General features: G+C 56.7%; 8 protein-coding genes. 7 read left to right on the top strand and 1 reads right to left on the bottom strand.

Annotation, left to right across the window (positions count from 1 at the left end):
* Positions 1-12: 12 nt before the first annotated feature.
* The 6 genes from clpP (at position 13) to JD108_RS15665 (ending at position 8,516) form a co-directional block, all read left to right on the top strand.
* Entirely contained in the window at positions 13-588 is a 576-nt protein-coding gene (gene clpP / locus JD108_RS15690) for an ATP-dependent Clp endopeptidase proteolytic subunit ClpP (protein WP_198826960.1), read from the top strand.
* A gap of 28 nt (positions 589-616) precedes the next feature.
* Positions 617-1,882: an ATP-dependent protease ATP-binding subunit ClpX gene (gene clpX, locus JD108_RS15685; protein ID WP_198826959.1), complete on the top strand. Its 1,266-nt coding sequence runs from the start codon at positions 617-619 to the stop codon at positions 1,880-1,882.
* A 281-nt stretch (positions 1,883-2,163) separates the two neighbouring features.
* Positions 2,164-3,861, top strand: a complete 1,698-nt coding sequence (gene lonB / locus JD108_RS15680) for an ATP-dependent protease LonB (RefSeq protein WP_198826958.1) — start codon at positions 2,164-2,166, stop codon at positions 3,859-3,861.
* A 267-nt stretch (positions 3,862-4,128) separates the two neighbouring features.
* A complete protein-coding gene (gene lon, locus JD108_RS15675; RefSeq protein WP_198826957.1) occupies positions 4,129-6,465 on the top strand; it encodes an endopeptidase La in 2,337 nt (778 codons plus the stop codon).
* Positions 6,462-7,112, top strand: a complete 651-nt coding sequence (gene yihA / locus JD108_RS15670) for a ribosome biogenesis GTP-binding protein YihA/YsxC (protein WP_198826956.1) — start codon at positions 6,462-6,464, stop codon at positions 7,110-7,112. Before lon ends, yihA begins: the two co-directional genes overlap by 4 nt.
* 51 nt (positions 7,113-7,163) lie before the next feature.
* Entirely contained in the window at positions 7,164-8,516 is a 1,353-nt protein-coding gene (locus tag JD108_RS15665) for a protein O-GlcNAcase (RefSeq protein WP_198826955.1), read from the top strand.
* A 190-nt stretch (positions 8,517-8,706) separates the two neighbouring features.
* Here JD108_RS15665 and JD108_RS15660 read toward each other — a convergent pair whose 3' ends face one another.
* Entirely contained in the window at positions 8,707-9,648 is a 942-nt protein-coding gene (locus JD108_RS15660) for a DMT family transporter (protein WP_323958377.1), read from the bottom strand.
* 221 nt (positions 9,649-9,869) lie between these two features.
* Here JD108_RS15660 and JD108_RS15655 point away from each other — a divergent pair, with 221 nt between their 5' ends.
* The gene (locus JD108_RS15655) at positions 9,870-11,486 is read left to right on the top strand and encodes a methyl-accepting chemotaxis protein (RefSeq protein ID WP_198826954.1); all 1,617 of its coding nucleotides are present in this window, start codon (positions 9,870-9,872) and stop codon (positions 11,484-11,486) included.
* Positions 11,487-11,595 lie beyond the last annotated feature (109 nt).

Raw genomic sequence — 11,595 nt, 5'->3', positions numbered from 1 at the left:
AGGAAAATACATATGTTAATCCCTATGGTTATTGAACAAACCAACCGCGGAGAGCGCGCATACGATATCTATTCGCGGCTCTTGAAAGACCGGATTATTTTTCTCGGAAGCGAAATTGACGATGAAGTGGCCAATGCCATCGTCGCCCAACTGTTGTTTTTGCAGGCTGAGGATGCGGACAAAGATATTCATCTGTACATAAACTCGCCAGGAGGCTCCGTTACCGCCGGCCTTGCCATCTATGACACGATGCAGTTCATCAAGCCTGATGTGTCCACGATTTGCATCGGCATGGCGGCCAGTATGGGGGCTGTGCTCCTCGCCGCAGGCGCCAAAGGGAAGCGCTTTGCCCTGCCCAACAGCGAAGTGATGATTCACCAGCCGCTGGGCGGCGTCCGCGGTCAGGCGGAAGACATTCGCATTCACACCGAATGGATTTTGAAAACCAAGCGGCAGCTGAACCAGATCCTCGCTGAACGCTCTGGTCAGTCATACGAGCGAGTGGCCCAAGACACCGATCGAGACAATTTCATGAGCGCAGAGGAAGCCAAAGCCTACGGTTTGATCGACGCCATTATTGAACGGTAAAACTGACCCGATGTGAGGTGATACGCGCATGTTTAAATTTAACGATGATAAAGGCCAGCTGAAATGCTCGTTCTGCGGCAAATCGCAGGAGCAAGTGAGAAAGCTGGTTGCCGGTCCCGGCGTATACATTTGTGACGAGTGCATCGAGCTTTGCAACGAGATCGTGCAGGAAGAGCTGGGCACCGAAGAAGAAATCGACATGAAAGAAATTCCCAAGCCGATGGAGATCCGTCAGATTCTGGACGATTATGTGATTGGTCAGGACCTGGCGAAAAAATCCCTGGCTGTAGCGGTATACAACCACTATAAGCGGATCAATTCCGGAGCCAAGATCGAGGATGTAGAGCTGCAAAAATCGAACATCCTGCTGATCGGGCCGACCGGTAGCGGGAAGACCCTGCTGGCCCAGACGCTGGCGCGGATTCTCAACGTTCCCTTTGCCATCGCGGATGCCACATCGCTGACGGAAGCGGGGTATGTGGGAGAAGACGTCGAGAACATCCTTTTGAAGCTGATCCAGGCCGCCGACTACGACGTGGAAAAAGCCGAAAAAGGCATCATCTACATCGACGAGATCGACAAGGTGGCCCGCAAGTCGGAAAATCCTTCGATCACGCGGGATGTATCCGGTGAAGGAGTGCAGCAGGCGCTGCTGAAAATCCTCGAGGGAACGGTGGCCAGCGTGCCGCCGCAAGGGGGACGCAAGCATCCGCACCAGGAATTTATCCAGATCGATACCTCCAATATCTTGTTTATCTGCGGCGGAGCTTTTGATGGCGTCGAACAGATCATCAAACGCCGTCTGGGTAAAAAAGTGATTGGATTCGGTACAGAAGTGAATGAAGGAATCAAAGGCGACCTGAAGCAAGGAGAATACCTGAAATACGTGTTGCCGGAAGACCTGCTCAAGTTCGGTCTGATTCCGGAGTTTGTCGGCCGTCTGCCTGTTCTGGCTACGCTGGAGCCGCTGGACGAAGCGACGCTGATCAAAATCCTCACGGAGCCAAAGAACGCGCTGGTCAAACAATTCCAGAAGCTGATGAGTCTCGACAACGTCGAGCTTGAGTTCGATGCTGGTGCATTGAGCCAGATCGCCAAAGAAGCGATCAAGCGAAATACAGGCGCCCGCGGTCTGAGGGCCATCATCGAGCAGATCATGCTGGATATGATGTACGAACTGCCGTCTCGCGAGGACGTCAGCAAATGCGTCATCACGGAAGAAACGGTGCGCGACAAAGTAAAGCCAAAGCTGCTGACCAAGGAAGGTCAGGATCGCAAGCATGAAAGTGCATAAGGGATTCCGTTGAAAAATCAACCACCTCTTTCGAGAGGTGGTTTTTTGATTGTAGCCACAATGAATTCAGGCCACGGGCCACGCAACCAAGATGAATTCCAACCAGCTGCCACGCAGCCACGATCAACAAGGGTGAACCCGGTTTCAAGTTTACTCCCAACTATGGCAGGCAATACTACAGACTATAGTTCAAGAGACGCCAACGATAGCCTGTTTTGGTGGCCACACACGCCACAGACAGTCTTCAAAATAGCTGCCGGTGCGCATGGGAGGGACTGCGGATGAACTATACCACATTGGTGATTGCCTGCATTGAAGTCATTGTAGCGATAATCATAGGGACCTATTTCTGGAAGCTGCTGAGAGCTCAACGGACGACCAAGACGTCCACTGACAAGGAATCGCGAAAAGACATGGACCAGTTGCGGCGGATGCGCATGATCGCCTTGACAGAGCCCTTGTCGGAGAAGACCCGGCCAGCCGCGCTGGAGGAGATCGTCGGACAGGAGGACGGATTGCGGGCGCTGCGTGCCGCTTTGTGCGGCCCCAATCCCCAGCATGTGATCATCTACGGCCCGCCGGGCGTGGGCAAGACCGCAGCCGCCAGGGTCGTACTGGAAGAGGCAAAGAAGAACAGCTTGTCACCCTTTTCGAGCGACGCCAAATTCGTGGAGATCGATGCGACGATCGCCCGTTTTGACGAGCGGGGGATCGCAGACCCGCTGATCGGCTCCGTTCACGACCCCATTTACCAAGGAGCGGGATCGCTGGGGCAGGCAGGTGTTCCGCAGCCAAAGCCGGGAGCGGTCACCAAAGCGCATGGGGGCGTACTGTTTCTGGATGAGATCGGCGAGCTTCACCCCGTTCAAATGAACAAGCTGCTCAAAGTGCTGGAAGACCGCAAAGTGATCCTGGAAAGTGCGTATTACAGCGAAGATAATACGCAGATCCCTGCACATATTCATGAAATTTTCAAGTACGGCCTGCCGGCAGATTTCCGCCTGGTAGGGGCTACTACGCGAATGCCGGAGGAATTGCCGGCCGCCCTCCGCTCCCGCTGCCTGGAGATCTTTTTCCGCCCGTTAAAGGCGGCGGAGGTGGGCAGCATCGTCAGAACGGCAGTGGCCAAGATGGACATGACGGCGGAAGAGGAAGCCGTGCGCGTGATCGAGCGCTACGCCACCAACGGGCGCGAAGCGATCAACACCGTGCAGATCGCAGCCGGCATCGCCTTGACCGAAAAAAGAAAATTCATCCAGTCCTCGGACGTGGAGTGGGTGGTCCACAGCAGCCAAAAATCGCCGAGGCAGGAAAAGCAGGTCCACTCCGCTCCGCAGATCGGTCTTGTGAACGGGCTTGCCGTCTACGGCCCCAACATGGGCAGTGTCATGGAACTGGAGGTGACGGCCATTCCGGCAGCCGTGCCGGGTAACGGACGGGTGATCACGACGGGACTGGCCGAGGAAGAGGAAATCGGCAGCCGCAGCCGGACGATTCGGCGCAAATCCATGGCCAAGGGTTCGATCGACAACGTGCTGACGGTCCTCCATCACTTGGGCGTCCAGCCTTTTGACTACGATCTGCACATCAATTTTCCGGGCGGGGTTCCCGTGGACGGTCCGTCAGCCGGCATCGCCATCGCCACAGCGGTGTACTCGGCCATCCGCAAAATCCCCGTCGACAATCTGGTCGCCATGACCGGCGAGGTAAGCATTCACGGAAAAGTAAAGCCGGTGGGCGGCGTGGTCGCCAAGGTGGAAGCCGCGCGGGCTGCCGGGGCTGTGCGTGTGCTGATTCCGGAGGAAAACTGGCAGTCGATTTTCGCCAACATGGAAGGAATCGAAGTTATCCCGGTTTCGACCGTGCAGGAGGTCCTGGAGCTGGCCATGCACGGCGCCGCCGAACCGGAGGTGGAGGCGACCGGATTTACCTTGCAGCTGCCCACAGAGGACCTGGCTTCCTCCCCCCTCTCCTTGTAAGGTGTGCAGCAGGCAGAAATTAGACATCGGATTCTGTTTACGCTACAATGATAAGAAGCTTCGGCTCTCTCCCAAAAGCAGGGAGGGACCGAGTGTCACTGCGCGACCCAAAACGGCTGTTCCTGGGCCGTTTTTGCTTGTACGATTGCATGAGATTTCTTTTGCAAAGGCGGCAGGATCCGGCTTTCCCCAGCGCAGGGGAACCGGTTCCCGCTTTTAAAAAAAATGACTGCAAAGACTGTTCAGATCAAGGAGAGGTGCATAAGCTTGGGCGATCGTTCCGGTAAACGAGAGATTCCACTCCTCCCGCTGCGCGGATTGCTTGTGTATCCATCGATGGTGCTGCATCTGGATGTGGGACGGGAAAAATCCGTCCGCGCATTGGAGCAGGCCATGGTGGACGACAACAAGATCCTGCTTGCGACCCAGGAGGAAGTCCATATAGAAGAACCAGAGGCCGACCAGATCTACACGGTAGGGACGGTAGCACGCGTCAAACAAATGCTGAAGCTCCCCAATGGAACGATTCGGGTGCTGGTGGAAGGCCTGCAGCGGGCCAGAATCGAGAAGTATCTGCAAGAAGAAGAGTATTTTCAGGTCGAGATTAGCTACCTGGAAGAACAGCATACCCATCCAAACGAAGTGGAGGCGCTGATGCGCGCCGTACTTAGCCACTTTGAGCAATTTATCAAGCTGTCCAAAAAAGTTTCCCCGGAAACGCTTACCTCTGTCAGCGACATCGAGGAGCCAGGCAGGCTGGCCGATGTCATTGCCTCCCATTTGCCGCTGAAAATGCGCGACAAACAGGAGATTTTGGAGACTGTCAACATCAAGGAGCGCCTGGAAATTCTGCTCGATATCCTGAACAACGAGCGCGAGGTGCTGGAGCTGGAGCGCAAAATCAGCGGCCGCGTGAAAAAGCAGATGGAGCGCACCCAGAAAGAGTACTATCTGCGGGAACAGATGAAAGCGATCCAAAAAGAGCTGGGGGAAAAGGATGGCCGGCAGGGCGAGGTCGACGAGCTGCGCGCTCAGCTCGACAAATCCGATGCACCCGAGCGGATCAAGAAGAAGATCGAGAAAGAGCTGGATCGACTGGAGAAAATGCCGTCCACCTCTGCAGAGGGATCGGTGATTCGCACCTATATCGATACGCTTTTGGCCTTGCCCTGGACGAGAAAGACCGTAGACAATCTCGACATCAAGCATGCCGAAGACATCCTGAACGAAGATCACTACGGATTGGAAAAGCCAAAAGAGCGGGTGCTGGAGTACCTCGCCGTGCAAAAGCTGGTAAATTCCATGCGCGGTCCGATTCTCTGCCTGGTCGGTCCCCCGGGGGTGGGAAAAACGTCCCTGGCTCGTTCCATCGCCCGCGCGCTGGAGCGCGAGTTCGTCCGCATCTCCCTCGGCGGGGTGCGTGACGAAGCGGAGATTCGCGGCCATCGCCGCACCTATGTCGGCGCTCTGCCCGGCCGGATCATTCAGGGGATGAAGCAAGCGGGCACGATCAATCCCGTCTTCCTCCTGGATGAGATCGACAAGCTGGCCTCCGATTTCCGCGGAGACCCGGCGTCGGCCCTGCTCGAAGTGCTGGACCCGAACCAGAATGACAAGTTCAGCGACCACTATATCGAAGAGACCTACGATTTGACCAATGTCATGTTTATCACGACGGCCAACAGCCTGCATACGATCCCCCGTCCGCTCCTGGACCGGATGGAAGTGATCACGATTTCGGGCTATACCGAGCTGGAGAAGCTGAACATCATGCGCGGCTACCTGTTGCCCAAGCAGATGGAGGATCACGGTCTCGGCAAGGATAAGCTGCAAGTTCAGGAAGAGGCGATGCTGAAGGTGATTCGCCAGTACACCCGCGAGGCGGGCGTGCGCAACCTGAACCGGGAAGCGGCCAATATCTGCCGGAAAGCCGCCAAGCTGATCGTCAGCGGGGAGAAAAAGCGCGTCGTCGTCACAGCCAAGACGATCGAAAGCCTGCTGGGCAAACCGCGCTTCCGCTATGGACTGGCGGAAAAAGAAAATCAGGTCGGTTCGGTGACAGGTCTCGCCTGGACCGAAGCAGGCGGCGACACCCTCAATATCGAAGTCACCATCCTGCCGGGCAAAGGCAAGCTGACACTGACGGGACAGCTCGGCGATGTGATGAAAGAGTCGGCTCAGGCTGCTTTCAGCTACATCCGCTCGCGAGCTGCCGAGTGGAAGATCGACCCCGATTTCCATGAGAAGAACGACATCCACATCCACGTGCCGGAAGGGGCCATCCCGAAAGACGGTCCATCCGCCGGCATTACGATGGCGACGGCGCTCGTCTCCGCTTTGACGGGTATCCCCGTGCGAAAGGAAGTGGGGATGACCGGGGAGATTACGCTGCGCGGCCGGGTGCTCCCGATCGGCGGCCTGAAGGAAAAATCCCTGTCCGCTCACCGGGCGGGCTTGACGACCGTCATTTTGCCCAAAGACAACGAAAAAGACATTGACGACATTCCGGAAAGTGTGCGGAACGACTTGAAATTTATTCCGGTCGAACATCTGGATGAAGTGCTGCGCCACGCGCTGGTAAAGATGGCGGGTGAATCTTCATGAAAATCACCTCTGCCGAATTCATAACCAGCGCCGTCGGACCCAGTCAATACCCGACGGACGGCCTGCCTGAGATCGCTCTGGTAGGCCGCTCCAATGTGGGAAAATCTTCGCTTCTCAACAAAATGATGAACCGCAAAGGGTTGGCGAGGACCAGCCAAAAGCCGGGCAAAACCCAGACGCTCAACTATTTTCAGGTAAACAAGATGCTCTATTTCGTCGATTTCCCGGGCTACGGCTATGCCAAGGTCTCCAAATCGATCAAAGGGCAATGGGGAAAAATGATCGAGTCTTACCTGAAAAATCGGAAGGAATTGCGCTTTATCATTCAACTGGTAGATATTCGCCACGCTCCCAGCAAAGATGACGTCGCCATGTACGAGTGGTGCAAGGAAATCGGAATTCCGACGGTGGTCGTGGCGACCAAGGGCGATAAAATTGCCAGAGGCCGCTGGCTGCAGCATACCAAAGTGATCCGGGAGCATCTGAAGCTCCGCGGCGACGACTCGATCCTGATCTTCTCCTCGGAAACCGGTCAGGGGCGGGATGAGCTGTGGTCCGAGATCAAAAGGCGCCTCTACGAACACGAGGAGCAGAAGCAGGATGCCATCGCTTCCGCCAAGGAGACAGCGGAACAACCACAAGAATAGCCGTGCTACACCCGCATTCAGAGACGGCGAAACGGGAAAGGAGGCCCCTGTGTGACGAGTCGCGAACACTTTCCCATACGCGGTGTCATCGAAGGCTTCTACGGCAAGCCGTGGACGCATGCTGAACGGCTGGACATGATCCGCTTTCTGGCCAGGCACCAATTCAATGCGTACTTCTACGCCCCGAAAGACGATCCGTATCTGAGAGAGAGATGGCAGGAGCCCCATCCTCCCGCAGAGCTGGAAAACATCGATGCGCTGATACAGGCAGCGGGTGCGGAGGGGCTCTCCTTTTACTACTGTCTGAGTCCCGGTTTAAACATGGAGTATTCCAAAAAGGAGCATGCCGACATCCTCACGTCCAAGTACAAAGCGATGTACGATCGCGGGGTGAGGTGCTTTGCCCTGCAGTTTGACGACATTCCGCTGGAGCTGCTGCATGGGGAGGACCTTCGGCAGTTTGACACGCTGGCTGACGCTCATGCAGCTTCGGCGCTTCGCTTGTGGGAGGAGATGGGCACCTGGTCAGAGCCCGTCAGTCTGGTGCTCTGCCCGACCCAGTACCACGGTCTCGGCAACGAGCCCTACATCACCAGGCTGGGGCGTCTGCTGCCGCCGGAAATTGCCCTTTTCTGGACGGGCCGATTCGTCTGTTCGCCGTTCTTGACCGAGGGCGACGCGATTCGCTTCCGGGAATATACCGGACACCGGCCGCTGTACTGGGACAACTATCCCGTCAACGACTTGGCGATGGCGCGTGAGCTGCATATCGGACCGCTCCGACATCGCGACCCGGGCTTGGGCCAATTGTCTGCCGGCTATGTAGCCAATGCGATGGAATGGGCGGAGAGTTCCAAGATTCCCTTGATCACGATCGCGGACTATCTGCGCGACCCGTACGGCTACGACCCGACGAAGTCGTGGCGGCGGGCGATTGAGGAAGTGGCGGGGACGGAGGATGCGGATGCCCTGCTTCGCTTTGCGGATAATGTGCAGAGCTCCTTTTTGCATGAAACCGAATCGCCCGCGCTGCTGGAGTCCTTTATGCAGTTCCGCTTTCACTTTCAGTACGGCAGCAGGGAGCAAGCGATCCGCAAGCTGGGTCTGATGTTTTCCGAGATGGAGGAGACGGCCAACCATCTGCTCCATAAAATGAAGAATCGAAAGCTGTCCAAAGAAATTGGCCAATGGGTGGAAAAGTACCGCCACTGGGCCAAAGTGGGACAGACGGCGACGGCCCTGATCGAAGCGGGGACGAGCGGCCGCCTCCCGCAAGCCGCCTATCACCTGCTGCGCCTGAAGCAGTGGCTGAAGCGGACGGAGCGCTTGCCGCAGAAGGTGTGCGGACAGGTGATGAGCCTGTTCGTCGAGGCGCTTCTGCAGGAAGTAAAGAAAACGACCTGACAAATCCCGTATGCCAAGCGCTTGGCATCGAAAAAGGAGCATGCTCTCGTGACAGAGGCATGCTCCTTTTTCCGTGACTGCCGCAATTCCGTGACTGCCGCAATTCCGTGACTGCCGCAATTCCGTGACCGCCGCATTTCAGTGACCGTCGGTTTCTATGGCAACCGCTTTTGCGGGCAATCCTTTCGCTTTACGTCGAATCTTTTCGTTCCCGCTGCGCCTGCTTCTTCGCCATCCACAGCTTCACCCACTCGGCAATCGGCATCTCCGCCATAATCATCCCGAAGAAGATCAGGAATCCGCCGAATATCTGCCGCCCCGTCAAGATTTCATGAATCCAGAGGTACGAGGTGACGGCGGCAAAGACGGGCTCCAGCGCAAAGATTAAGGCGACGCGGGTCGTCGTCGTCTGCTTTTGCAGGGCCGTCTGGGCCAGGAACGCCAGCGCTGTGGCAAAAATGGAGGTGATCACGAGACCGCGGGCGACCTCCGGGATGAGCAGGACCTGCGGATCCAGGGCACGCCGCCAGTCTTCAAACAGGATCGCATAGGCCCAGCTCATCACGGCTACCGTCCCCAGCTGCACGATCGCCAGCGGCAGGGCGGGAAAAATCGGCGAGTATTTGCCGGTAATGACGATTTGCATCGCAAAGCAAATCGCGCAGCCAAATACCATGATATCTCCGATGTTGAACCCCAGCGTCTGGTTCAGCGTGAGCAGGTACAGGCCGACAGCGGCCAGGATGACCCCGACAATGGCCGAGGGCTTTACCCGATCCCGCAGGATCAGAAACGAAAAGAGCGGCACGAGCACCACGGACAGACCGGTGATAAACCCCGCTTTGGAAGGGGTGGTATACATCAGGCCGACCGTCTGCAGCCCGTACCCCAGACAAAGCCAGAAGCCAATCAGACAGCCTGCCTTCAGCAGAGGGGCGCTCCACTCGCGCCATTGCTGGCGATAAAACAGCAGTTGGATCGCAAGCAGGAACAGTGCGGCGATGGAAAAGCGAACGGCATTAAAGGCGTTCGGCGGAAGTTCATTGATCGCCTGTTGCACGACGAGGAACGTAGCACCCCAAATAAAAGCGATCAAAAACAGCGTTGTATCTGCCATCCACTGCTTTTTCAAAATGTCTTCTCTCCCTCCAACGTCATCAGACTATTTCCAACGTTCAGATGATCATGCAAGCATGATACGAGAAACAGGCGATGAAAGCAAGATAAAACGCAGGAAAAGAGGAGAAAAGCGGAGGGGGCTTGGCTTTTGGAAAGAAATGTCGGAAAATATAGAAAACTACTTCCTATCAGAGGAAATATTGCCCAGTATATGAGAAAAAGGGGGACGCATTGATGAAGCAAAAGCTGCCGGGTACAAGCAAAACAAGACGAGCCGAGAGAAAAGCGAAAATAATGGCCGAACAGGTTGCCGAACTGCTGGGTAAGAGTCATCTGGATGAGGTCCGCGAAACCGTTCGTCAGCTGTTCGACGAGCATCTGAGCCACCGGGAGTATTTTGTCATCGTGGATGAAACCGGATATAGCCACATTCATACCAATCGCCTCAGAGAGGGAATGATCTTTTTAGATGAAGTGGGGAAAAGGGCAGCGGCTGCAAAAGAGGCATTGTCTCAGTTGTACCTCCGGGATACGGGCGAGTGGCTGCTGGACACGGCTGTGCCGATCGGCAATTGCCAGGGGAAGCGTTACGTCCTGCGGATGGGTACGATTCTGCACCGGCCATTTCTCGGCCCGGTTCTGTTCGGTCTCAGCACGGTGCCGTCTGTCTGCGGGCTGATCACGGGGTATGTGATGGACCTTCCGTGGCAAGTGATGCTCACATGGGCGGGCGTCTCGCTGTTCGTCGGGATGACCGGGGGGTTCTTCATCCACCGGGCGATGCGTATGACGTTCCGCGAGTGGCGCGAGGTGACCCGGGCGGTTTCGGCTGGCGATCTGACGAAGATGGTCAGCACGTCAGCGCGAAACGAATTCCATCAGATGGGCCTGGAAATGAATAAAATGGCCTTGGGTCTGCAGCATATCGTCAAAGAGATCGCCGCCACGTCACAAGTGACGGGCGAAATCAGCCGGAAGCAGGCAGTCCAGTCCAAAGACTTGGCGGATACCTTTGACGAGCTCGGCGGAATGATGGGCGCCTTTCAACGCGGCAGTCAGCAGCAGGGGCAGGCACTGTCCAAAGCGGTACAGCGCTTGTCCGACATGACGGTCATGCTGGAGGGGATGAAAGCGGCCCTGCAGCGGGCGAGAGAGATGAGTGACAGCGCCGCCCAGACGACGGAGCGGGGGACGGCCTCCGTCGATGCGGCCTCCCGGCAGGTCAGCCAGGCAGAGGCTGGCATGGCCAAATCGGCCGAGGCGATTCGGCTGCTGACGGCCAAGATGGAGGAGATCAGCCAACAGGTGTCGGCGATCACCAAAATCGCCCGGCAGACCAATACGCTCGCGCTCAATGCCTCGATCGAGGCGGCCCGCGCGGGTGAGCATGGCCGAGGGTTTTCCGTCGTAGCCGGCGAAATCAGGCACCTCGCGGAGGAGACGGGCAGGTTCGCGGAGAATATCTTGGCTGTGACGGGAGCCGTGCAGCAAGACGTGGTAGCCTGCGCAAATGAGGTGGACAGTCAACTGGGCGAGCTCAAGACCTCTACGCGATACGTTCAGGAAGCAGGGGAAGCGATTCGCCATCTGCAGGTCGTGGTTGATCAGAACAAAAGCATGTCGCTGGAAAATGCGGAGCTGGCCGAACTGTTGGTCCGCCACTGCCAAGAGATTAGCCAAACCCTGCAGGATGTGGAGGCGATCGCCGAGGAGTTTGCCGCCAGTGTGACCGAAGCCGCCTGTGCGGTCGAGACGCAGACAGAGGGCGTCCATCTTCTGGCCGGAGTGGCCGAAGAGCTGGCCGCCAAAACAGACGCGCTGGAGCGGATCACCACTCGCTTCCGCATCTGACAGATCAGAGGCATGTCCCGGCCATTCTCGCGTCTACTCTCGCAAAAGTGTCATCCGTTAATAAACTTTTCACAATTACGTCTGACCCCTTTCGGACATAATGATATAA

This window comes from Brevibacillus composti (assembly GCF_016406105.1).
GTDB lineage: Bacteria > Bacillota > Bacilli > Brevibacillales > Brevibacillaceae > Brevibacillus > Brevibacillus composti.
Note: the sequence above shows the minus strand (reverse complement) of the source record. Positions and strands in the feature narration are given on the sequence as shown.

What these genes read in the sequence shown, in the direction of transcription:
- clpP (WP_198826960.1), top strand. Translation starts at nt 13, where the DNA reads ATGTTAATCCCTATGGTTATTGAACAAACCAACCGCGGAGAGCGCGCA.
- clpX (WP_198826959.1), top strand. Translation starts at nt 617, where the DNA reads ATGTTTAAATTTAACGATGATAAAGGCCAGCTGAAATGCTCGTTCTGC.
- lonB (WP_198826958.1), top strand. Translation starts at nt 2,164, where the DNA reads ATGAACTATACCACATTGGTGATTGCCTGCATTGAAGTCATTGTAGCG.
- yihA (WP_198826956.1), top strand. Translation starts at nt 6,462, where the DNA reads ATGAAAATCACCTCTGCCGAATTCATAACCAGCGCCGTCGGACCCAGT.
- JD108_RS15655 (WP_198826954.1), top strand. Translation starts at nt 9,870, where the DNA reads ATGAAGCAAAAGCTGCCGGGTACAAGCAAAACAAGACGAGCCGAGAGA.